Source organism: Flavobacterium sp. LAR06 (assembly GCF_041946075.1).
In the GTDB taxonomy this organism is placed as follows: Bacteria; Bacteroidota; Bacteroidia; order Flavobacteriales; family Flavobacteriaceae; genus Flavobacterium.
This window is the reverse complement of record NZ_JAUTYT010000008.1, coordinates 24082-48674: the sequence shown is the minus strand read 5'-3', so window position 1 is coordinate 48674 and position 24593 is coordinate 24082. Positions and strand designations below refer to the sequence as shown.

At 34.2% G+C, this 24593-nt stretch carries 22 protein-coding genes; 8 read left to right on the top strand and 14 right to left on the bottom strand.

What is annotated here, in order from left to right; genetic code table 11:
• Positions 1-151: 151 nt before the first annotated feature.
• From Q7C23_RS12905 to Q7C23_RS12880, 6 genes are all read left to right on the top strand, one after another.
• Positions 152-1189 (top strand): bestrophin family protein, encoded by a 1038-nt coding sequence (locus Q7C23_RS12905; protein WP_375032907.1) that lies wholly within the window; start codon positions 152-154, stop codon positions 1187-1189.
• 242 nt (positions 1190-1431) lie between these two features.
• Entirely contained in the window at positions 1432-2769 is a 1338-nt protein-coding gene (locus Q7C23_RS12900) for a TolC family protein (RefSeq protein WP_375032906.1), read from the top strand.
• 11 nt (positions 2770-2780) lie between these two features.
• Entirely contained in the window at positions 2781-3845 is a 1065-nt protein-coding gene (locus Q7C23_RS12895; protein WP_375032905.1) for an HlyD family secretion protein, read from the top strand.
• A 3-nt stretch (positions 3846-3848) separates the two neighbouring features.
• Positions 3849-5417: an MFS transporter gene (locus Q7C23_RS12890; protein WP_375032904.1), complete on the top strand. Its 1569-nt coding sequence runs from the start codon at positions 3849-3851 to the stop codon at positions 5415-5417.
• Positions 5418-5469: 52 nt separating this feature from the next.
• The gene (locus tag Q7C23_RS12885; RefSeq protein WP_375032903.1) at positions 5470-6156 is read left to right on the top strand and encodes an ion channel; all 687 of its coding nucleotides are present in this window, start codon (positions 5470-5472) and stop codon (positions 6154-6156) included.
• 44 nt (positions 6157-6200) lie between these two features.
• Positions 6201-7301, top strand: coding sequence for an AI-2E family transporter (locus tag Q7C23_RS12880; RefSeq protein WP_375032902.1), 1101 nt, complete (start codon positions 6201-6203; stop codon positions 7299-7301).
• Positions 7302-7389: 88 nt separating this feature from the next.
• Here the strand turns inward: Q7C23_RS12880 and Q7C23_RS12875 are convergent, their stop codons facing one another.
• The 6 genes from Q7C23_RS12875 to Q7C23_RS12850 all read right to left on the bottom strand — a co-directional run bounded on the left by Q7C23_RS12875 (position 7390) and on the right by Q7C23_RS12850 (position 14658).
• Complete coding sequence (locus Q7C23_RS12875) at positions 7390-8859, bottom strand: glycoside hydrolase family 130 protein (protein WP_375032901.1); 1470 nt, start codon at positions 8857-8859, stop codon at positions 7390-7392.
• Between the two features lie 461 nt (positions 8860-9320).
• Positions 9321-9917 carry a hypothetical protein gene (locus Q7C23_RS12870; RefSeq protein ID WP_375032900.1) on the bottom strand — a complete coding sequence of 199 codons (597 nt, stop codon included), beginning with the start codon at positions 9915-9917 and terminating at the stop codon, positions 9321-9323.
• Between the two features lie 125 nt (positions 9918-10042).
• Positions 10043-10294 carry a hypothetical protein gene (locus tag Q7C23_RS12865; RefSeq protein ID WP_375032899.1) on the bottom strand — a complete coding sequence of 84 codons (252 nt, stop codon included), beginning with the start codon at positions 10292-10294 and terminating at the stop codon, positions 10043-10045.
• A gap of 250 nt (positions 10295-10544) precedes the next feature.
• The gene (locus Q7C23_RS12860; RefSeq protein ID WP_375032898.1) at positions 10545-11117 is read right to left on the bottom strand and encodes a ferritin-like domain-containing protein; all 573 of its coding nucleotides are present in this window, start codon (positions 11115-11117) and stop codon (positions 10545-10547) included.
• Between the two features lie 18 nt (positions 11118-11135).
• Positions 11136-13277: a catalase gene (locus Q7C23_RS12855; protein ID WP_375032897.1), complete on the bottom strand. Its 2142-nt coding sequence runs from the start codon at positions 13275-13277 to the stop codon at positions 11136-11138.
• A 331-nt stretch (positions 13278-13608) separates the two neighbouring features.
• Complete coding sequence (locus Q7C23_RS12850) at positions 13609-14658, bottom strand: glycoside hydrolase family 130 protein (protein ID WP_375032896.1); 1050 nt, start codon at positions 14656-14658, stop codon at positions 13609-13611.
• Between the two features lie 307 nt (positions 14659-14965).
• On the opposite strand from Q7C23_RS12850, the gene Q7C23_RS12845 reads away from it, so the two are divergent.
• Both Q7C23_RS12845 and Q7C23_RS12840 read left to right on the top strand, forming a co-directional pair.
• On the top strand, positions 14966-15328 hold the full coding sequence (locus Q7C23_RS12845; protein ID WP_026983956.1) for a BlaI/MecI/CopY family transcriptional regulator: 363 nt from the start codon (positions 14966-14968) through the stop codon (positions 15326-15328).
• A complete protein-coding gene (locus Q7C23_RS12840) occupies positions 15325-17334 on the top strand; it encodes a M56 family metallopeptidase (RefSeq protein ID WP_375032895.1) in 2010 nt (669 codons plus the stop codon). Before Q7C23_RS12845 ends, Q7C23_RS12840 begins: the two co-directional genes overlap by 4 nt.
• A 70-nt stretch (positions 17335-17404) precedes the next feature.
• Here Q7C23_RS12840 and Q7C23_RS12835 read toward each other — a convergent pair whose 3' ends face one another.
• The 8 genes from Q7C23_RS12835 to Q7C23_RS12800 form a co-directional block, all read right to left on the bottom strand.
• Positions 17405-18325, bottom strand: a complete 921-nt coding sequence (locus tag Q7C23_RS12835) for a phytanoyl-CoA dioxygenase family protein (RefSeq protein WP_375032894.1) — start codon at positions 18323-18325, stop codon at positions 17405-17407.
• Positions 18326-18503: 178 nt separating this feature from the next.
• Complete coding sequence (locus tag Q7C23_RS12830) at positions 18504-20045, bottom strand: hypothetical protein (RefSeq protein ID WP_375032893.1); 1542 nt, start codon at positions 20043-20045, stop codon at positions 18504-18506.
• A gap of 433 nt (positions 20046-20478) precedes the next feature.
• The gene (locus Q7C23_RS12825; RefSeq protein ID WP_375032892.1) at positions 20479-21216 is read right to left on the bottom strand and encodes a hypothetical protein; all 738 of its coding nucleotides are present in this window, start codon (positions 21214-21216) and stop codon (positions 20479-20481) included.
• 160 nt (positions 21217-21376) lie between these two features.
• Positions 21377-21916 (bottom strand): acetolactate synthase small subunit, encoded by a 540-nt coding sequence (ilvN, locus tag Q7C23_RS12820; protein ID WP_375032891.1) that lies wholly within the window; start codon positions 21914-21916, stop codon positions 21377-21379.
• A gap of 409 nt (positions 21917-22325) precedes the next feature.
• Positions 22326-22868, bottom strand: coding sequence for a YceI family protein (locus Q7C23_RS12815; protein ID WP_375032890.1), 543 nt, complete (start codon positions 22866-22868; stop codon positions 22326-22328).
• 12 nt (positions 22869-22880) lie between these two features.
• Positions 22881-23231 carry a hypothetical protein gene (locus Q7C23_RS12810; RefSeq protein ID WP_072970931.1) on the bottom strand — a complete coding sequence of 117 codons (351 nt, stop codon included), beginning with the start codon at positions 23229-23231 and terminating at the stop codon, positions 22881-22883.
• A gap of 11 nt (positions 23232-23242) precedes the next feature.
• Entirely contained in the window at positions 23243-24088 is an 846-nt protein-coding gene (locus Q7C23_RS12805; RefSeq protein WP_375032889.1) for a DUF5777 family beta-barrel protein, read from the bottom strand.
• Positions 24089-24090: 2 nt separating this feature from the next.
• Positions 24091-24486: a hypothetical protein gene (locus Q7C23_RS12800; RefSeq protein ID WP_375032888.1), complete on the bottom strand. Its 396-nt coding sequence runs from the start codon at positions 24484-24486 to the stop codon at positions 24091-24093.
• Between the last annotated feature and the right edge of the window lie 107 nt (positions 24487-24593).

The window sequence follows — 24593 nt, the reverse complement described above, 5'->3', positions numbered from 1 at the left end:
TTACATAATTTCATATATGATTTTATATAATACCAAGGTTTTTAAGTTTCGGATAAATGATTTTAACGATTAAATGTCACTTTTTAAACCTAAAATGATATTTGTATTACGCTAATTTTTATCTTTATAAGGGTTATAAAATCAGATACTTATGTTTGTAAATAATAGTTTCAGCTTTAGTGCATTAGTGAAATTCAGCGGAGGTTATTTATTATGGATTATTGTATGGTCGTTTCTGGTTTTATTTTCATACGAATTTCTACATCTAAAATGGATTGCAATTCCGTGGGTTAGTATCGGGATCATTGGTACTGCGGTATCTTTTTACATTGGTTTTAAAAATAACCAATCTTACGAACGAATCTGGGAGGCCCGAAAAATTTGGGGAACAATCCTTAATATTAGCCGTATGTGGGGTGTTACTACGAGAGGTTATATTAGAAATCATCCATCTGTTGAAAAACTTTCTGAAGAAGAAATTGATGCCATAACCAAAAAACTCATTTACAGAAATATTGCTTATGTGTATGCTTTTCGTGCCCAATTATCAATACCTACATCCTGGGAACATATTACACTTGGGACTCATATTGCCAAAAGAAGTCGAAGATCCATAGAAAAAGTGGCTGGTGATACTCTTGAAGATGATTTTACGAAAGAGATGCTGGAAAAATATCTTAATTCTGAGGAATATGCTGATTTGAAGAGATTCAGGAACATGGCTACGCATATTATTGATTTGCAATCGCAAGATTTAATGCAGCTTAGAAAAGATGATATCATTAATGATTTTTACCATGTGCAATTGCAAACACTGCTGAATAATTTATACGATGAACAGGGTAAGGCAGAGCGAATTAAAAATTTTCCGTTACCCCGTTTATATGCCTATGCAAGTAATTTATTTGTCTGGATTTTCATTGTTTTATTACCATTTGGATTAATTGCCCAGTTTGATCAAATGGGACCTTATAATGTATGGTTGTTTATTCCGGTCGTAAGTATTGTTTCCTGGATTTTCCTGCTTATGGAACTTGTTGGGGATTATTCTGAGAATCCATTTGGAGGTTTGCCAAACGATATCCCGATGCTTTCTATCTGCCGAACTATTGAAATTGATTTAAAACAAATGATGAAAGAAGAAGATATCCCAAAAACTATTAAGGCCCAAAACGGAATTTTATTGTAAAAGAGACTACTTTTTTTAAAGTTTGGTTTAATTTTATTATTTTAAGAATTAATCTGATTATTTAAAAATAAAATTAACATTTGTTTATGATTATCGAAATAAATATTTAAATTTGATAGGATGTCTCGGTTTATGTAATTGAAATATTCAATTTTTTTCTCCGTACAATCTTTTAGTTGAAGTTATTTAAAATGAATTGTTACTAAATACAATCCTACATAACTAAAAATGAATTAAATCTTATGAATTATTGGCAATTAAAAGATTTAGGTTTAAAGTTTTTGTTTCTTCTTTTGGTATGTACTACCAGCTTTAGTTTTGCTCAGCAAGATAGTCTCGGAAATGCAAAAAAAATCAAGCTGGATGAAGCCATATTACTTGGTATTCAAAATAACAAACAACTTAAAATTGCCAATACCAATCTGGCCATCGCCAATGAAAATGTAGGTCAGGCTAAAATTGCTAAAATGCCCCGCATTGGATTAAGTGCAGGATATACGTATATAGGTGATCCAAAGCTGTACGAGGGATTTTACGAAAGCAATATTACAGTAGATTATTTGAATCATATGGGATTTGCCAATGTGGTATCGGCGATTCCAATTTACAGCGGAGGTTCTATCAACAATAGGATTGAGCAACAAAAATTGCTAAGCCAGATGCAGGAATCCGTTGTTAAGATGACTGAGGCCGACGTTAAAAATGCGATTACAGAACAATATTTTACTCTTGAAAAGCTATACCGCCAAATTGAGGTAACCAAACAAAATATTATCAATACAGATCTTCGTATCAGCCAGTTAAAATCACGCGTGAATAACGGTCAGAACTTAAAAAGTGATCTTTTAAGAACCGAACTACAACAATCTAATTTTAAGGTTTCTGTTTTTAGAAGTACCAATACAATCGAATTAATCAGTAATTATCTGGATATCATCATTGGGTTTCCTACCAATACGATTTTAAAACCTGAAGTTACAGAAAGCATGATTCCGACAGAAAACTTAGATCTGCAACAAAGTTTAGAAGAAGCCTTTTTGAATAGAGAAGAGTTAAAACGAGCCGAAATTGGCATTCAGCTTTCTGAATCTTCTTTGAGTCTAACCAAAAGCGGTTTCAGACCCAACATCAATGCCAATCTTATTCTGAATACCGAATATCCGGCGCAGTGGCCCACTTATGTCAATATTCTTAATTATTGGGCGGCAGGTCTTTCTTTAAGTTGGGATGTTTCGAGTTTTTATACTTTAAAACACCGTATTTCGGGAGATAAACTGGAGATTGATAAGAGTAATATTGCTTTGGCCGTGACGAAAGACCAAATTACTACCGAAGTAAAAAATGCTTATGTGCGTTATGTCGAAAGTAAAGAGAATATCAAAACCTTTAAAAAAGATGTGGAGCTCTCCATGAGCAATTATAAAATTGTAAAAAGCAGGTATGATAACGATTTTGCCTTAATCAGTGAAATTGTAGATGCTGAGCTGCAATTAAATAACTCCCGAATTGAACTGGTTAACGCCAATTTAGATTTAATTATTCAATATTATTCCCTGCAATATGCAATGGGTAAACTTTAAGATATAATATCATGAGCGAAGAAAATGCACCAAATGAAGCAATTGAAAAAAAGGATAATAGACGAAACACGGTTCTAACGGTTTTATCTTTTGTTTTTTTGATTGCCGGAGCTTTATGGATTTTAAGCTTGTTTTTTGATTTCAGTAATTATGAAACCACTAATAACGCTCAGGTTGAGGCTTATATCAACAGTGTTGCAGCAAGAGCAACCGGTCATATTAAGGAAATCAGGTTTGAAGCCAATCAGTATGTTCATAAAGGCGACACTTTGGTTATTTTGGATGATTCGGAATACATCATCAAAGTAAAGCAGGCCGAAGCTGATTTGGCTATAGCCGAGGGAAACCTGCATTCCTTAACACAGACCATTACGACCTCAGCATCGAATCAGGCTTCAGGGCAGGAAAAGTTGGCCGGAGATTTGGCAAGTCTTGAAAAAGCACAAAAAGATTATCAACGCTTCAAAAATATGTATGCCGATTCGGCTGTGACCCGTAATCAATATGATCAGGTAATTTCGAAACTGAAATCGGAAGAAGCTTATGTAAAAGCGAGCCGAAAAGGTCTGGAGGCGAGTGGATCTGTAACCAAACAAAGCAATATCAATTTGGAAGCAGCACGAGCGACAGTCGCCAGAAAAAAAGCAGATCTTGATGCAGCAAAGTTGCAATTATCCTATACCAGCATAATAGCCCCATCTGATGGTTATGTTGGAGAACGCAATCTTTCTATCGGAGAATTAATCAATGCCAATCAGACTATAGCCACGATTGTACTCAATCAAAAATTATGGATTTCGGCCAATTTTAAAGAAACGCAAATCGAAAAAATAAAACAAGGGCAGCAAGTAACCATTACCATTGATGCATTGAACGGAAAAGAATTTAAAGGTAAAGTAGTTGGTTTTTCTCCTGCCACAGGAGCTAAATTCTCTATGGTTGAACCTGATAATTCAACTGGAAATTTCGTAAAGATAACGCAGCGAATTCCTGTTAGAATTGAATTTGAAGCTGCGGCTAAAGATTTAGAAGAAGTAAAGCCAGGAATGAATGTAACGGTTGAAGTAAAAAAATAAAAGATGATTGCAGGAAAAAAAGGAAGTGTTTTTACTCTCATAGGGCTTTATATCCTTACCATTCCTTTTTTTAATGGACTGAATGTTAGTACTTATGATAATTCCCAGATTCTCGGGCATTTTGGGGCCTCGACAACTGTTTTTACGTATTCTGTTTATATCCCTATTTTTAGTATGCTGGCTTTTATGCCTTTAGGGTTAAAATTAGGTAAACAGATTCCGGTTCGCACCATGATTTTATCCGCTAGTTTTTTATCACTACTATTCAATACCGCCTGCTTATTTGCACCCACAATTGAATGGTTTACTCTATGCCGCGCCCTTTTGGCCATTGTTTCCGTGATCGGAATATTTGCTTCAATGTTGCCTATTTTATTAAAATACAATCCTGTTTTCAATATGGCTTTGCTGTACGGTATTCTTCAGTTCATTCAAAAAGGAAGTCAGCATTTGTATCAATATTTTGGTGCTCATTTTACGAGTTTGCATAACTGGACTTTCGGGATCTACTTTCTGAATATCAATTTTTTAGTCTGTATTCTTCTGGCCTGGTTTTTTTATAAAGCCGATGTTGCCCCAATGAAAGCAGTATTTCAGTTTGACTGGAGAGGCTGGATTATCATGATTTTGTTTTTCATGGTTATTCTCTTTTTATGTGCCGAAGGACAAACCCGAAATTGGTTTGATGATCCTAAAATAGGATTGGCTACGGCTATTTTGTTTTTATTATTTGGAATTTACCTGCTGCATGCCCGTTTTACAGAAAATCCTATAATCGATCCTGCTGTTTATCAGTATAAAAATGTAGTGATTGGTGCTTTTTTGATGTTTTATATTGGGGTTATGAACGGAACAGGCAGTGTTGTAACAGGTTATATGACTAATATTTTAGGTTTTGATTCGGTTTTGGGAGCGCAAACACACCTTGCTTTATTATTTGGTTTGTGTATTGCAATTCCGCTGTCAACCTATCTTTTATACAAAAGAATCTATCTGGCCACCATCTGGATTATTGGTTTTGCTTGTTATGGATTGTATCATGTTATGCTGTACTTAAGATTTTATCCCGGAATAGATTCCTCAGATTTCTTTTTGCCATTGGTTTTTAAGGGACTCGGAATGGGATTTCTTTTTCCGGTTTCATTGCTGTATATCTCAGAAGGAGTTCCGCCAAAATTAAGTACGTCCCGTATGATGAGCGGGATTATTGCCCAGGCCGTTTTTGCATCGCTTTTAGGAAGTGCAATTTTAGCAACCGCTATTGCCAATATGAATATACAGCACAAAACGGGACTTAGTCAGCAATTGACAGCGACTAATAAAGAGGCTGAAAATCAATTGGCCAGTTCCAAAAGAAACTTTTTATTCATGGGATTATCTGATGACGAAGCACAGAAGAAAGCAGAGAAAAGCCTTTCTAATCAAACCGCTCAGACCTCGATGTTACTGGCCTACAAAGATATTTATCTGGTCATGTCGGCGATTTGTTTTTTGCCCATTTTTATCATTCTTCTCTTTAAACTTTGGCGAAGGCCAATAGGAAAAGTGGAGGCAGAGCCAATACCAATATAAGTCGTGCATAAAAAAATTGTTTAGCCTTTTATTTAATTAACAATTAAGAATTATGGAACTAAAAAATGATCGCTTTTTATATCGTTTATGGACTCACGAAAAAGGACTTAGCGTCATGTTTTTACTGCTTTGTATCATGCAATTTATTGTGGTTCCGTTATTTGGCAGCTATTCTCGTTTTATGGTATTTGTCAATATTTTTTGGATGTTATTTATTATGGCGGGAATTATTTCATTGGCAAAAGATAAAAAACAGGCCCTTCTTATTTCCATTATTCCATTCCTGTTTTTAATGGTACAATGGATCGATTTTTTTCAGACCAACCTTATTGTGGTATTTGCAGATCTCTTTTTGTCGGTTGCTTTAATGTTGCTCTTAATTACATTGGTTTTGATCAAAGTATTAGAACCCGGGCCCGTAACACAATATCGTATTATTGGTTCGATAGTCGTTTATATGTTGTTGGTTAATCTATGGTGTACGGTGTATTTATTCATTTTTAAACACATCGAAGGTTCTTTTCAGATGGCTGTTTCTCCTTTTGAAAGCAGTAGTGAGCAGGCTAATTTTATGTATTTCAGTTATATCACCATGACCTCGACAGGTTATGGCGAAATTGTCCCCATTCATCCTTTTGCTCGCTCCCTCGTTCAGATCGAGGTGCTGACAGGCGTTTTATATCCGGTAATCTTAATAGGAAGATTGGTTTCTGATGCCAACTTTTCTTTGAAAAAATAATAAACAAAAACGTAAAACCAATTATTATCTAAAAACAAAATAAAATGGAAAATTCGAATGTGAATAAACGAAAAGAACTCTTTGACACTATTTTACAGCTATTTTTTATCTTTCTGGTTGTTGGGTTTTGTCTTACATTGCTAATGCCTTTTTTTATGCCAATTCTTTGGGCAGCAATATTAGCTGTAGCATTTTATCCTTTATTTAATTTTCTGCAAAGAATATTAAAAGGACGAAAAACGTTGGCCGCTGTAATAATAACAATCACTATTATAGCCATAATGTTAGTTCCGGTAATATATGCCTTAAAAGCAGCAACATCCAATTTTTTAGAATTAAAAACGGAGTTTGAAGCGGGAACTCTTAAGATTAGTCCGCCGAAACCTTCGATTAAAGAATGGCCTGTGGTTGGTAAGCCGCTTTATGAGTTTCTACAGTCTGCTTCAACAGATTTGCAGCAAAGTGTTGTCAAGTATCAGGATCAGATTAAGGAATTCTCGACAAAAATTATGGGAAGCATCGTGAGTTCCGGAATGGCATTTTTACAGTTTATCCTTTCCGTTATTATTGCTGGCGTTTTGCTGGTTTCGCCTGGAGCCAAAACTATGGTTTATAAATTTCTAAGAAAGATTGCCGGAAACGAAGCAGATGAAATTATGACGATTTCAACTTCTACTATTTATCAGGTGGTAAAAGGGATTTTGGGAGTGGCCATTATTCAAACCATTATTCAGGCATTTGGATTGTTTTTAGCCGATATTCCCTATGCTGGAATATTAACCTTGATTTGTCTTGTTTTTTCTATTTTACAGATCGGGCCCATTATCATTAATATTGGGGTAATTGTATATCTCTTTTCTACAGGAGATTCTGGTTATGCGATTGGTTGGACTATCTTTTTTGTCATAAGCGGACTTTCGGACAATGTCCTGAAACCACTTTTATTGGGTAAAGGCGCTTTGGTACCTATGCTCGTGATCTTTTTAGGAGTAATTGGCGGATTCATCATGTCAGGATTTATAGGATTGTTTGTAGGTCCAATCATATTTTCAATTGGGTATAAATTGTTCATTGCATGGCTGGATGATCATCCTTATGCTGAACCAAAAACCGTAATTATTGAGCCGGAAGCTACTATTGAATAAAGTTTATTTTTAGCAATAAATAAAAAAACAAATCCCATTTCGGTATCGAAATGGGATTTGTTTTATAAACTAATTTATGTGTGAAATCTTATTTACTACTCTTTAAAGCCATTAATAAATCGACTAAATCGACAACGGCATAAGTAGAAGAATAATCAGAAACGGCATAAGGCAATATCAGGCTGTTATTATGAATAATAGCACCACAAGAATAAACTACATTGGGTACATAACCTTCACGTTCGTCTTCCAGAGGTGAAAGTAAAGGTTCTTTTAGTCTTCCAATTTCCTTTGATGGATCATCAAGATCAAATAAGGAAGCTCCAATGCAATAACGTCGCATTGTACCCACGCCATGGGTAATAACAAGCCAGCCTTCTGTGGTCCAGAGTGGTGACCCACAATTTCCAATTTGGGTAAATTCCCAGGCAAAGCGAGGTTCCTGAAGCAGGATAGGAGTGTTCCACTGTGTAACCCTGTCTGAATACATGATGTAGTTGTTAACGCCATCAATGCGGGAGAGCATCGCATATTTGCCTTTAATTTTTCTGGGAAATAAGGCTAGATTTTTATTCTGAGCACCCACACCGTGCAAAGGCATCACACGAAAAGTGTAGAAATCCTCAGTTGAAATAAGTTTCGGCAATATAGTATGGCCATTATAGGCTGTGTAAGTGGCCAATACGCGATGAGAATCATCATGATCATCATCAAAACGAACAAAACGGGCATCTTCTATACCACGGCTTTCCGACTCGGATATCGGAAAAATAACACGCTCTGTGATGTCAGAATCATGTTTGAAAGACAAATCATAAAAAGAATTGGCCAGCCAGATGATTTCTTCCAGTGCGGTCCTTCTTTCCTGACTAATCGAAGGATCGCTTAAACTGGTTTTCACCAGGCTTTTTAAGATGGCATATTCAAATTCATCCGGTAATTCCTGCATGATTTGTGTGATGTATTTGTCATGCGTATGCATTTCAGATAATTTCATTAAGAATCGCTCTTTATTGTACAAAGTTTTATGCTCGATTTCGGCCTTGTCAATATGATGTCCAATCTTCATTACCTGAAGATTGTTGTTTCGATCCAGAATGGCTCTTCTAAAAACAATGGAAGAAATATGACCTTCTCCAGTCGCTCTAAAAGAAAGAATAACACGTTTTTCGCCCATTTCTAATCCTGTCTGATCAAAATCTTCTATAATTGACGGATTAAAAATAGCAGCTGATTCAATCGCATATTCCATGGTACAGTAGGAACCTATCAGCATTTTTCGATCGAGGGAAATGGCTTCATAATCCACCTGCATTCCTTCGATTATGGGCCTTATTTTCTCGCAATGTTTTAAAAATATGCTTGAAATATTTCGATGTCGTCGTGCAAATTCGCGAAGGGTCTGTTCCAGAGTTTGTAAAACCTGTTTTTCATCCAGCATCATTATCCGCATCACCATTTGTTGGGTTCTTTCATCGCCATTCATAAAATATCGGGCAACAACTCTTTTCGAATCTGGTGTAAATACTATGTTTTTTCTAATGATGGGTACTCGCATATTTTTATTTTTTTGTTAGATAAAAGTCAGTTTATTTTTATTCCTGGCGGATAAAATGACTTCAGTTATTTTTACTTTATGGTCCTTTTTCGGATAAATTAAGAAGTATATCTATTTTAAAATAAGCTTAACTGTGTATTGATAGCTCTATACAAGTTAGTGATTTTGCTAACGAAAAAACCTTAAAATTTTATTAAAACTCCATGCATGGCCTGTCACTTTACCAGTTTTAGTTTTTCTGAAACAATTAATTTATAAAGCCTGATTTTAATAAAGGGGTATTTCAAATTTACAAAAAAGAATAAAATTATTTGTATAAATATTTGATTTACAGTAGATATATTTTGAAGCTTGTTTTTAAACAGAAAAGAAAGAACGTTTGGAATAAAAAAAAAGGGACAAATGATTTTTTCATTTTGTCCCCATTAATAATTTTGAACGAATAATTAAACCTTTTAAGTTTACTCTTTATACAAAATGATAACTGCTTTGTAACCCTTACCAACATTCCATTGGCTAGATTCGATTACTTCGCCTTTATCATCATAAACCTGAAATTCAGCTGTATTTGGTGAAGCAGAACCTTCATTCAAAGCTTCAAAATCAATTTTGTTGATACCTTTTACTAAATTTATTTTAAATCCTTTATAACTTCCATCAAGAATTACTTCAGGTTCAATAACCTTATCATTCAGATACACTTTAATCTTATCACCGTCAACAAAAGCAGCATCTCTGTAACGAATCGTAGAGGTAAAAGATTTCGTTACAAAACCACCTAAATATTCATTTCTTCTATAAAAAACACCTTCTACATTGGCTTCTCTTTTGTAAAGAATATTATTATTGAAAAGTTCGTCCGGATTAATTTTCAAAACAATAGGCTCTTTTGAAAGTGCCGGTGGTTCTGCAGTTGGAGGCACTTCAGTTGGCGGAATAACTTCTTTATTTTCTGAATTTTTAGGTGGGATTGACTGTTGCTTTTTGTTAAGCTCATTTTGTGCAAATCCATGCAGCGAAATACCAATCATTACAACTAAAAACAAAATCTTTTTCATACTTTTTTACTATTTTATATATAAGTTAATATTATATTTAACCTATTAACCTAAACATTTAATTAAATTATTTATTGTCTTTATCAAGAATTGATTATCAAAAAGTGTGCACTTTTATAAATTAATTAACAGCTGTTGCCTTTTTTAAAAAACTTCTCCAATTCTGAAATAGTATCGGCAGGATTTATTTTATACATCATCATAGGAATAGCGCCAAACTTAAGTTCAAGATTTCTGTTGTAACTGATGTACGGCAGTACATTAAAATCGATATTCTTTTTGGGTTTGACAGTTGCAGTACTATCATTTGATTTCGTTTGCGTCCATGCCAGTGAGCAGCAAAAAGACAAGATTATAGATAATAAAATTTTCTGCATTTGGTTTCTTTTGAAAATTATGAATCAGCACTTATTAGATTATTTTCCTTTTTAATTTACTATTCCTTTTCGGAAAGGATTATTATAAGTATGCGTAGAATTATTTATAAAGAACTGAATTATAGTGTGTCATTGTTTTAAATAAAGGATTTACATCCATGTTTTCAGATGAAATCTTGTTATGAAAAAACATCTGCATAAACTGCAGATGTTTTTAGTAAAAATGAAAATAAGTAATTAAGTACGCTGCTTATTCAGCTGCAACCCTATTTACTGTATTTAATGCAACATCATTAAGTACACAGTCGGCTTCTTTTTCTTCAGCCAAAGTTTGCGTTAACAATTTTGCGACGTCATTTTCGCCAAGTGTTTTGGCAAAGGCACACAAAGTACCGTAGGACGCAATTTCATAATGTTCAATTTTTTGTGATGCTGCTATAATGCCGGCATCTCTCACGGCTCCAGGAACCGTTTCCTGCAAAATGCTTTCGCCTTCTTTAAGCAGTCCTGCCATAGCTTCACATTTTTTTCCTTCTACACTTTCCCCAAGGAGTTCGAAAACTTTTTCTAGTCTTTTTACCTGGTTTTCGGTAACAGAAAGATGTTCTAAAATGGCACTCGTAAGTGCAGGAGATGTGGCATTTGAAGCCATTTTAGGCAAGGCAGTAACAAGTGCATTTTCTGCCCAATAAATATCCTTAAGACTGTCTATAAAGAAGTCTTTTAACTCTGAAGCGGCATCAGCAGAAGGGGATACGATATTATGTTTACCGTTTTTATTGACGGCCGTTTTATCCGGTGTAGGTTTATCTGAATTTTTCATATGATTTATTTTTTAATATTAGTTGTATAAATTTTCTTCACGTTCCCAAATACGATGGCTGGCCATAGCGTTTATGAAATCAAGTGCAAATGTTTCGGTTGCAGCATCACTGTATAAAATAATTCCAGTATCATCATTATTAAGTTTTGAAGCAAAAAGTGTTTCGCTGAGTACTCCAATTGCCTGACCATCGGCACCAATAACTTTGCAGTGTTTGTAAGCATCGTTTAAAAACTCAAGTACGTCATCATTTTGCGCCAAATCTTTTAGGCCTTCACTCTGCGGAATATAAACCGCGTCAAAAAGTACTGATGATGTAGTTAGTAAACTAAAGTCAACCGGAATTGCACCACCTTCATCTGTAACAACAGATCCGAGATTTTTTGCAATGACAAATCCTTTGGCATCTTCTTTTAATAATATATTCTTCATGTTCATCACGGAAGCGGCAGAAACACCATCGGCACAAAGTATAGCCACTTTTCTCGAAGCTATTGTGGGTGTATTTGTTGGGTTTTTGATCATTGAAAGCGCATCTGAAGATTTTACAGAGGAATCAATAGAACGTGGTTCCTGATTTCCCATTTCATTTTCTGGAGAAACACCTTTATTTATAGGAGTTTCAAGAATTGAAGGTACTGAGGTACCTAATCCTTCAGCCACTTTTTCGGCTAGTTGCATGTCTACCTGAGATAAAAGCCCAAGCATTCTGACTCTGATCGCAGCTGTTTCTACTTTACCTAGTTCAAAACGTAGTGCTTTTACAATATGACTTTTCTCTGTAGGGGTCTGGCTGTTGAAGAATAATTTTGCCTGACCAAAATGATCTGCAAAACTTTCGCTTCTTTCTCTGATTTTATGAGCATCAACACGTTCATTAAAACTTGAAAATCCACCTTCTTCAATTTTGGCCTGAAAAGGACATCCTCCGCCAAGCGAATTTGGATGATAACTCACACGGCCTTTATTAATTTCCTGACGCATATGTCCATCTCGCTGGTTGTTGTGAACCGGAGCAACACTTCTGTTAATCGGAATTTCATGAAAATTAGGGCTTCCTAATCTTGATAGTTGCGTATCCGTATAAGAGAATAATCTTCCCTGAAGCAACGGATCGTTTGTGAAATCAATTCCCGGTACAACGTGTCCAGGGTGGAAGGCAACCTGTTCTGTTTCTGCAAAGAAATTATCTGGGTTTTTATTTAATACCATTCTACCGATGATTTTAACAGGTACAAGTTCTTCCGGAACAATTTTAGTTGGATCCAGTAAATCAAATTCATATTTGTGTTCGTCTGCTTGCGGAATAATTTGTACGCCTAATTCCCATTCAGGGAAATTCCCGTTTTCAATAGCTTCCCACAAATCCTGTCTGTGGAAATCAGGATTTTTACCTGAAATTTTTAAGGCTTCATCCCAAACTACAGCATGTGTTCCTAATTTAGGTTTCCAGTGAAATTTCACAAAAGTAGACTTGTTTGCTTCGTTAATTAATCTGAAAGTATGCACACCGAAACCTTCCATCATTCTGTAACTTCTCGGAATAGCACGGTCAGACATCGCCCACATAATCATGTGCATAGACTCCGGCATTAGGGAAATGAAATCCCAAAAAGTATCGTGTGCTGAGGCGGCCTGCGGAATTTCATTATGAGGTTCCGGTTTTACGGCATGAATCAGATCCGGAAATTTTGAGGCGTCCTGAATAAAAAATACAGGAACATTATTTCCGACCAAATCATAAATTCCTTCCTGAGTATAAAATTTAACCGCAAATCCTCTTACATCACGGGCAAGATCGGTTGATCCTCTAAAACCTGCAACAGTCGAAAACCGAGTAAAAACAGGTGTTTTTAGTCCTACTTCTTTTAAAAATCCTGCTTTAGTTAATTCCGGAATTGGGTTGGTAACTTCAAAATAACCATGAGCTCCTGAACCACGTGCGTGTACAATTCTTTCCGGAATTCTTTCGTGATCAAAATGGGTAATTTTTTCTCTTAGTATAAAATCTTCGAGTAGAGAAGGTCCGCGTTCGCCAGCCTTAAGTGAATTGTTGTCGTCGTTAATGCGAACACCCTGATCTGTGGTCAGGAATTTATTAGTTCCATCTGATTTATTTTGCAATAAGTCACGCTGTTTTTCGTCTTGTAAATTTTTCATAAACTGTAAATTTTGATTTATTTTTTAATAGTTTAATGTCGGAATACCAAGGGTTTGCATTCAAGGTTTCCAAATTTACTCCATGTAATTGCCAACATATTATAAGATTTTTTTATAAGGTTGTACAATTACCATGATAGAGAAAAGCATGTCAATGTGTTGTTAATCAAATGTTTTTATTTGATAAATAGTAACAGGTTTTATAGTGAAGATCCAATTCATCTTATATAAACAGAAAGCAGTATAATAGCAAAACAGAAAGAAATCCATTTGCCAGTTTTGAAAGTGAGAATGACTCTATAATAAAGATTGAAGATTATTCTGGAAGAGCTTAGGTTTCTAAAGCTGCTAAAATTTCTTTAATTGAAAAATGAGCTCCACAAACAAATTCGTCAGCAGCTCCGTAATACATGGTAATTTTATCACCATCCACAACATGGCCATTGGTGAAAACCACATAACCGAAAAATCCGCTCAGTTCGTAATTTTCTTTTGGACTCATTATAGGTTCGACGGTACGCGCAATAACTTTCGAAGGATCTTCTAGATCCATTAAAAAGGCTCCGAGACAATACTGATGTTCCGCATTTGCTCCGTGATAAATTTCGAGCCATCCTTTATCGGTTTTTATGGGAGCGGCACCGGCACCAACTCTGGCACTGTCCCAAAGTCCCATGCGTGTACCCAAAAGAAATTGATGATTTCCCCAATGAATTCCGTCTGGAGATTCGGCTAGCCAAATGTAGTTGCCGCCAATCTGTGGACTTGATGGCCGATGTAAAGCATAAAATTTGCCGTTTATTTTTTCTTCAAAAATGGCGACATCTTTATTATGCGGAGGAAATATCATGCCTCTTGTTTCGAAATTTTTCCAGTCTTTGGTGGTACGCAATCCAACACCAACACCGTTGGATGAAACGGCTGTATAGGTTATATAAAAAGTATCTTCAAGATAACTTACCCTGGCGTCTTCAATACCAAATTGTTCTAGTACCCCATAACCTACAAGTGAATTGTATCCTTCAGGGGAGTAAAAATGAATTCCATCATCGCTGCATAACAGACGAAGATGAGAGAGTGTAGTTAAATAATCAAGTCCTTTATATTGAATTACTCTGGCATCTGTAGCAACCAGATCAGGATCGTTAAGTGGTATTTCAATAATTTCAATTTTACCTAAAGCGTTTACAACAGGAAAAAAGATAACGCCTTCTTTTTGTGCAATGCTTTCTGCAACTCTTACCAACAGCCAGGTTTTTCCTCCGAAAATAAAAACGCCCGGATTCAAAAGACTGATAATTTGTAATTCTTCGCTGCTTGCCTGCAAATCTTTGGGCATCAAAAGCGGATTCTCTGGAAATCTTTGTGCAATGTCGCTCATAATTTATTGGTTTAAATTAATTAGAAATTCGGCGCAGGCTAAAATGAGTTTTTAAAAGTAAGGAAACATAAAAATAAGCAATTTTGTGGTTATCTCCTTTTATATAATAAGAGTTTAATTTTTCAAGGTTGACATTTTAGTTAAAATAAAAAGAAAGTTTTTATTTGGTTATGTTGTTGTTAATCAATATCATGAAGTTTGTTTTAACCTGCAAGTCTGCTTTACTTACTAATAGATTAGTTAAATTACTAACAAATTAGTTTGTCTACTAATTAATTAGTAGTATCTTGCATCAAAATTTATAACCATGATAAAACTAGCTAAAAGAGAAGAACAAATCATGCAGGTGTTTTGGGATTTGAACAAAGCCTTCATACGAGATATTATTCCATTGTTACCAGATCCGAAACCGCATTATAATAGTGTGGCGACAATAGTGAAGATATTAGAAGAAAAAGGTTTTTTGAATCATGAAACGGCTGGAAATATGCATTGTTTTTTTCCTGTGATTAGTAGAGAAGAATACCAACAATTTGCGTTGAAGGATATTGTTAGTCAGTATTTTGATAATTCTTATCCGCGAATGCTGGCGTTTTTTGCCAAAGAGCAAAAACTTACCGAAACAGAATTAGATGAAATTGTGCACCTTATTAAAAAAGAAAAGATATGATACCTTATATTTTATACTCAGCGCTTATTCTTACTGCCTGTTTGGTATTTTACAAACTGCTTTTGCAAAAAGAAACGTTCTTTCATTTAAACCGGTTTGTATTGCTTTCCTGTATGGCATTGGCTTTTATTTTGCCTTTAATCCCGATTCCTCAGCAATTATCGTTTAGAAAAATTGCAGTAGAAAAGCCTGTTATAGTAGCAAAAACTTTGGTTAATGCCAATATAACTCCAGCAGTAAAAGAAGAGCCTGTACAGCCAACTCTTATTGAAGAAACTCAACAAGTAATCAATGTTGAATCAGTTACTCAGGTGTTGGTTTATTTGTATTGGTTTGGCGTGATTGTCTTTGCACTTAACTTTTTGATGCAGGCCATTATACTGCTTTACAGAGCCTATTCAACATCAGTTATTCAGGATGGAAAATTTCGTATTGTCGAAATAACAGGTGATAAAGCGCCTTGTTCTTTTGCTAATAATATTTTTATCAATCCGGAGAAATATGAATGGGAAACCTACAATCAGATTTTACTGCACGAAAAGATTCACATTGAGCAAAAACATACTATTGATCTTTTGCTAGCTGAGGTCGTTCTTATTTTTCAATGGTTCAATCCTTTCGCATGGCAATGGAGAAAAACGTTAGAAATCAATCTTGAATTCCTGACAGATGATCAAATGCTGCAACAAGATGTGGTTGAAAAAGAAAGTTACCAATTCAGTCTGCTTAAAGTAGCGGCACCCCAATTCCCTTTGAGTCTTACAACTAACTATAATCAATCATTATTAAAAAAACGAATCATCATGATGAACTCAAAAAAATCAAACGTGCACACCACCTGGAAATATTTTTTCCTGGTGCCAATTATGGTGCTGTTTGCCTGCCTTTTTAATCAACCGGCAGCGCAAAGTCAAAATCTTGCTTCTAAAGAGAAACCAGAAAAACAGTCAAATAATCAGGGCGGAATGGAAACCGAAGGAAGTTGGTTTGCTACAATCAAAGGTAATTCTGTAAACATTCAGTTTAAAAGCGACGAGAACAATTCTAACAGTACTTTTCAGTTGAATGAATTTAATGACCTTCCAAGAGACAAACAAGGTACTTTTACCCTGACGCGCGAAGCCGGAACAATTACTTTTACTGGTAAATTTGAAGGTGACAAAGGAATGGGAACCTATAAATTTACAACCAACAAGGAGTATGGTACAGCAATGCGCAAACAGGGAGTTGATCTTGAAGATGATGAAGATTTTATGGTTTTCTTTATGATCAATATCAAACAATCTTATGTGCAAATGCTTAAGAAAAAGGGTTACAGCGATTTAGATAAAGATCAGATTATTCCTCTTGCGGCATTAGATGTAAATGAAGCTTATATTACTTCAATCAAACAAGTAATTCCTGATATTGATTTAGATGATTTGGTTCCTTTTAAATCGTTAGGAATAGACAAGGCTTATATTGAAGAAATTCGTAAATCAGGTTACAAAGACCTAAGTCCGGGTAACATTATTGCATTAAAATCTCAGGGGATAGATGCAAAACATATTAAGGATTTCAAAAGTTCTACAAATTCGAAAAAGAATAACAAAGATGCAGATGACGAAGAAGATAAAGAGGACGACGTTATTGCATTTAAATCATTAGGCATTGATCAGGCCTTTATTGACTCCTATAAAAAAATAGGATATAACGATCTTTCGAATCATGATTTGATGGCTTTGAAGTCATTAAATGTTACACCGGAATATATAAATAGTTTTGGGAAAGCAGGTTACAAAAATATCACAGCAGAAGATTTGTTTGCGTTGAAATCACTAAATGTAACGCCTGAATTAATACTGGAATATAAAGATCTTGGTTTTAATAATTTGGATCTTAACGATGTAGTGGGAGCAAAAGCAGTTGGTGCTACACCTTCTTTTATTAAATCGATGAAAGGAAAAGGACACGATTTTAAGAGCTTAGATAAATATATTTCATTAAAAGCTGTTCTTGGAAATTAAACATAAAAAATAAATCAAGTTGTAAGACAAAACAAGGCCCAAACCGAAAGGAATGGGCCTTTTTTATGATTTAAAGCCATTCTTCCGAAGTGGTATAATCATCCGGTAAGTAAGTAAGGTATTGAACCATTCTTGGGTTTTCGCCTTTGTTTGCTGTTGCACAATGTGGCAGCGCATTATTCCATATTATAAAATCCCCTGCATTACCAATTATAGGTTTAGCTTCTAATGTTTTAATGGCTTTTTCTCTTGGGTTTTCGTTTGGTTTAAGGTCATCGATCCAATGATTTATTTTATTGTGAAATCCCGGAACACAGTGAAAAGCACCATCATTAACACCACAATCAGTCAGATAGAGTAAGCCTTGAAGACCAAATGGAATGGGCTGTTTTAAACTAGTGTCCCAATGAAGCGGACTTCCCATAAAAGTAAAATTTTCAGTCTCAGGCGGATTAAAACTTACTTTGTCAATGGTTTTATAAATTTTATCTGTATTGTAAAGCAGTTCGTATGCTTTATTTATTCTCGTAGAAAATCTGTTTTTATTCAAGGTTTCATGATCCGAAAAATTAAGCATTAAGCCTTTTTGATTTTGATGTCTTTTATACCATGTTTCTTTTTTGCGCGGATCCATTTCCAGAAAATCCCATATGGCTTGTTGTGTCGCTTCGCAATCTTTTTTTGAAATAGCATTTTTTACAACGACATAACCGTTTTTATCCCAAAATTGAAGATCTTCTTCTGACAGAACGTTATCCGTAGAATTTTCAGATGTCGTATTTTCATTTTTTGTTCTAAAATTGATCCAGTTTTTAAATGTACTAAGATCAGGTTTTTCAAAGTATAAAAACTGTAATGTGTCTTCCATGCTAATCCCTAATTGGTATAAGGATTTAATCTCTTCGTTCCAGGTGTGGGTATCATCTGAAGCAGAAAATTCGGAAGGGTACAGTGCGCGTTTCCAGAGTTTTTCAAGGAGGGTTAATTGCATAACTTCTTGGTATTAGTATAAGAGTGCTATAAAATTAGTGATCTTTTACTAATGTATTATAAGTAGATATACCTGATATTAAGGCTTATATATTTATCTTTTGAAGTCCTTTAGCTCTATATAAAAAAAAAATCCACATCATAATTTGATGTGGATTTCACTATTTTTACTCTATAAATTAATTATCAGAGAAATTTCCAATTTGTTGTAAATGGCGCTCTGTTTGGTATTTGTTAAAGTTATTCCATTGTGGCGGAGAACTTGTTTTTTGCCCGTACATTGCATCCAGACAAATATTGTTGTCTTTGTATTTATCATGTAAAACAGCCAGAATTTTGAAGAAAAATTCGTCTAGTAATACAATCGCATCAAATTCAGATTTTAAAGTATTATAATTTTCATCTGAAGGATTTAATAGCTGAAGTAAATTTAAAACTTCGTTCTTTTCTTCTTCATTAATTTCAGTTGCATAACCCATTTTCAACGTTTTAAAAACAAGATTATTCCACGCTTTGCTATCATGACCCCACTGAACATCAGGAAGGTTTAAAGAATGCTCACAAATTAAAATAATTGAGAAAAGTACATCATTTAAATATTCGGCCGGAAACTCATCAAAACTTCTGAATTCGAAACCGCTTTGGTACATTTTTTCCTGATTAAAATCAAGACCCACTTCTGAAAGCATTTCATATTCCATTTCAGTTTCAATCTGATCGCGCCACCAAATGTTTTCTTCTTTTTCGAATTTCAGTAACTTTCTAAAATTGTCTACGTTATAAGTTAGAATTTTACCTTTTGGCATTGCTTTGTTGTATGTTCCAACTCCTATGTAACGAGACATTGCATTTCGCATAGAACCTAAAGTAAACTTTTTATCCAGACTGTATTTGTCGCTGATCACGCCCATAATATCAGGACTTCCAAGAGTAGCTATGAAAAAAGGCTCAAACCATTGCAGTAAATAAATCGCATTAGCGTGTATTTTTTCAAACTCATTGTAATCAACAATTCGACTGTCTTCAGTCAATGAAGGTAATGTAATATGAAAATGATACGTTCCGTTATTAAACAAAACCAGATTTTCCTGATTGGTCATGAACATATTAAGTCCGTTGTTATAATCTGGGAAATTTAATTTTCCATTTAAAACAGATGATTCATTGATTTTATCTAAAAACAACTTTTTGGTCGCTTTTAGCTCTTTGCAAGAATCAGCAATAGTTCTGTTTTCAAAATATTTGGTAACAAATTCGATAGAATCGCCATCAAAATGTACAGATCCCATTGTTTTGTTTCTTTGGGTAATCATACTTTGAATATTGTAGGGCTGATCTTCAAGGAAAAGTTCCATGATCGATTTTCCAAGATATTCAGGATTTTCAATTGGCTGTGCGCTTACTTCACCAGTTGCAGTATCAATCAATGGTTTTATTGGAGATAATGTTTTGTGCTGATAGTTGATATCCAGTTTTTCAAGCGAATGACTGTTCATCATTCGGCTTACTTTATAGTTTTCATTTACACAAAACGCTTTTTTCAAAACAGGAGTTAAGCTTTCCGGTTTATAGCATTTTCTGTAGTCGATACTGTATTTCTCAAAACCAATTTTTTCTTGTATAAACTCACCAGAAACTATTAAGGATTCCTCAAATTGCATATAGGTTTCGTTTTCTAATCCAATTCCCCAATAATATTTTTTTGTCTGATTGTCTTTCATTTATACTAATTTTCTTTTTATGGTTGATATTATTTTAAAGTTGTTTTTTATTCAGAAATACAGTTCTAATTGCTCAAAATCAGAGACAAAAAAGCTGCAACGGATCGCATAAATTGTTGCCTCCATTAAAAAAGTTTTATTCGACTTTTAGAATTTTAGAAATGTATTTTAGTTTTAGGAATTTTGCACTTGTATCAACTGAATAACCGATAAAAAAGTAAGATTTTATAAAGGGGCTTATAAAACTGTAATGATCATTAATTACTTTTATATCAATAATTTAAGCAGATGAATAGCCTAATTGTACTTTTTAGCTATTCCTGTTTTTTCCAAGTTGCAAAAGTAGTTTTTTATTATGTCATTTCCAAGTGGTTAACACGCTGAAAATCAATTATTTTTTTGAATGTTTGAGTAGGAGGTTTGTAGGCTTAATTTATTCATGATAGTAAAACACAAAAGAGGAATATAATTCATCATTCCACCAGTCTTTTCTTACTTCCGAAAAGTAATTGTAATTCAGTTTTCCCGCTTGCGATTGTAATGGATAAACTACAACACCCTTTTCACGATATGCCTTATGTAAATCTGTTTCGGGAACTACAGGAACGATATGTCCCGAAAGTCCTTTTTCTCTTCTTTTGGCACAAATTATTCCGATACCGCCATTTTCATTTACTTTCTTTTGAATCTCATCAGCAGTATACATTTTCTCCCAGCCAAAATTCGGTCCCCATTCAGAAAACCAATCGGTTATGGCACTGGAATAAATTCTGTCTACGGTTTGTTCAAAAACAGCTTCAACCTCTTGTCCTTGTGCCATTTTTTCAAGAGATTCGTCTGTCCACCAAACTGTGGGAAGATATACTTTGGAGAAGTAACAATAATCGTAAGAGTAGACATTGCAATAGGTATCTTCAACAGTTCGCTGATACCTGATACTATTTTCAACATCAAGTTTCGAAATAAGTCGGGAAATACTTTCTTTTTTACTGGCAACGCTCGTTAAATCTCTATAGGGAATAGTGGAATCGCTAAGCGGTGTTTCCTTCATTTCCATAGAATCTAAACGAGATTCCGGATGGGGTAATAAATCGGCTTTTTTTATTTGAGGGTATGTAGTTGGAGTATTTTCCAGAGGTAACGATGCTACCGTTTCTATATGTTTTTCCATTTTGACTTCTAAAAATTAATTGACTCAACAGCATAAAAATTGAATAATTACACCGTTTTTTGTCAGCTAAAAAAGTAAATATAACAATTTAAACTTTCTGAGGAATTTTGACAGCAGAAAATAGTAGAAAAAATAACAGATTTTAAGTTTTTTCAAGGCGTTATACAAAAAGTTCCTCTCTCTGCATTTCCATATCTGACAATTCCTTTGCAAAACCTTCACTGTTTTTTATCAGCGCAATTCTGGGACTTTTTACAAACTCAATAAGACTAAAATTAGACAATTTGACAACTAAATTAGTTATTTCTTTTTCGGTTCCAGAGGCTTGAAAAACAGTGTAATCTCTTTCGATGGAAACAGCTGTAATATCCGATTTTTTTAGGAAATGACTTAAATTTTCTTCATATATAGTGGCTGTTGGTACTTTAAAAAGTGCAATCTGTTTCCAGATAATTTCTTCATTGGTATTGCAATAACATTTATACACTTCAATGATTTTTTCGATTTGAGGTACTAAGTTTTGAACTACTTCAGAAGTTTCTGTTACTACAATTGTATAGCGGGATATGTGATCAACTTCACAAGAAGAAAAGTTGAAGCTTTCTATTTTAATTTTTTTTCTTGAAAAGATTAAAGTGATTTTTTGAAACAATTGTATTTGATCTTCGGCATAAATTGTAAAAGTGTATGGGTTTTTCATGGCTATTTCTTGTGAGTATTCATTAATTGTTAGGTTTAATTTTTTTCAAAAAAAAACCTTTCTCGTTTTGACAGAGAAAGGTTTTTATTATGCAATAGAATCCTGACTCGTCATGTGAGACGAATAATAATAATTGCGATAATACTGTTTGTTGTTACGTTTTTCATAATGGTTTAAAATCAAAAAGACCTCCTGATTAAGGGAGGTCTTTTTAAATTATATCTTCAAATATATTTATATAACACCTCGCTGTAGACATTTAATAATGGCTACACTAATAATAATAGAGATGTTACTATTGTTTTTCATTTTCTTTTTATGAGAGGCAAATATATTGATTTTTAGTCAACTTTAACAACACTACCTTGAAAACAAAAAAGAGAATAGATTTCATTTTTTGATATGTCTTCTATTTTGTTAACAGTAAATTGAAAGTGATCTTTACTTTGTCAGCCACTTTTTTGCTAACCAACTTAGGGATTTCAATGTCAAAGTCTTCTGGTTTTACGTCAAAATTTCCTGTTACAGTAATCTTATCACCAGATTTTGAAATTTTAGCATTTGTTGTTACTTTTTTTGTTTTCCCGTGCAGAGTTAAATCTCCGGAAATTTTAAATATACCGGAGGCTGATGAAAGTTTTGCTGCATCAAAATCTTCTACTTTTCCTTTAAATGTTGCTTTAGGAAATTTGTCCGATTCGATATAATTTTCATTAAAATGTTCTTCCATTAAGGCAACTTTAAATCGGAAACCTTTCATGAGGGTCAGCACAGCAATTTCTCCCGTTGTTGCGTCTAAAATGGCAGATGTATTTTTGTTTTCTGCCGCAATCTCTTCGAAAGATTCAACTGAAGCTTCAAATTTTAAGCTTCCGGTTTTTGTCATATATTTTTGAGCCGAAACATTTACTATTCCAACAAACAAAAATAGGAGCACAATTATTTTTTTCATTTTACGGTTGATTTAATTTTCCAATAATCCATCTGTATTCCATTGCAGGATGGTATTAATTTTGTCCTGCGGCATTCTTCCTGCTTTTGGCATTAGTCCCGGCATTCCGTTTTGTCGCTGAATCCGATCTAATAAATTTGTAGTAGACACGGCATTTTTTACCTCATCATAAGTTTCTAACGGAATAAGTGATCCGCCTGAAGAATGACAGCCAATGCAATTTTGATCAATAATAGATTTGACATTTGCCGTGTAAGTAACTTTTTCAACTATAACAGTTGGTTCCTGCAGACTTTCATACGTATTCGATTCACAAGCACATAGTGACAGGATAAGGCCTGATAAATAAATGTATTTTTTCATATTTTGTACTTTTAAAAAACTCTATATAAATTAAACCCAAAGAAAAAATCGCCTTTTCCCCAATCGCCGGCAGCACTTGTTAAGTAACCACTTTCAGTCATTGATTGCGAGTTTGTAAAAAGCAATTGAAAAACGTGACCGCCGGTTTCTATGTCAAGTCCTACAGATAAGGGGTTGTTGTAAAAGTCTGGTTTGTTAAAATTCTGACCATATTCTAAATTAAGAGAAAGTCTTTTAGTTAATTTTAATCGTCCACCAGCTCCTAAAGTGAATTGGTTATCGTTTTCTATTTCAGGATTGTATAAGTTTTTATGGATGAAGGAAGGAACTAATTCTAAAGAAAGTCTGTCAGAGAATTTTCTTGAAATCAAAATTTGGTGTATATAACTCAAACGGTCAGAGAATTCAATTTTGGGATAATCTTCTTCTTTTAATCCGCTATTAAAATCGATAGTACTGTAACCAACAATATCAAAAGGGAAGGTTTCAGTTTGTCTTACTAGTCTAAATTTGGCTGATGCTTCATTCATTTTTAGCAAAGTATGATGCGATGCACTAACGGAAAGCCAATCGGTTACACCATAGATTCCGCCAATTTTTGTCGTGGCGTCATCAAAACCAAAAAACTCGGAAATACCTCCTTTTACAGACCCAAATCGATGCGATATTACCATATAGAATTCTTTCTTGGCAGCTAGTTTTGTAGATTGTAAGGTTATAATCTGTAAGGCCTTAAAGGTAGCAGTTACACTTTTGTCAACGACCTGAGTAGAATCCAGGTCAGAAAGAAGATCATCTTGAGCGTTACTGTAAAAACAGATTAGAAAGCTGGCTATTAGGAATATTTTTTTTTTCATATTTACTGTTGTTGAATACTGCATTGATCAAATTTTACTAGTTCGAACAAATCATCATAACCAATACATCTTCCTTTTATATTGATTTGTTTGTTTATCAAAGTCTTTTTTACTTCTCCGTTCATCTTGCAAAAAACTTTTTTGTCTACAACCATAGTAGAATCCGTAACTTCTGAAACGATTCCTTGAACTTCAATTGTTTTATTTAAGTATTTAGCGTCGGCCTGAGATGGATTTGCAGCATATTCTTTTTCTAGATTTTGGGCACTAATGGTAAGTGCTGATTTTTCATTATTGATGTCTCTGGCATCTTTATATAAAACATTTTGATAGATATAGTAAGGGCCAAAACTTATCACTAATAAGAATATCAGAATCTTTATTCTCGTTTTAGTCATGTTAATTTTAGGATTTTAAATTATACTACAGTAGGGCAGTTTTTCTTCCTTTTTATTATTTCAAATTAGTCCAATAGAAATTGAACTAATTTGAAATAGATTTAAAA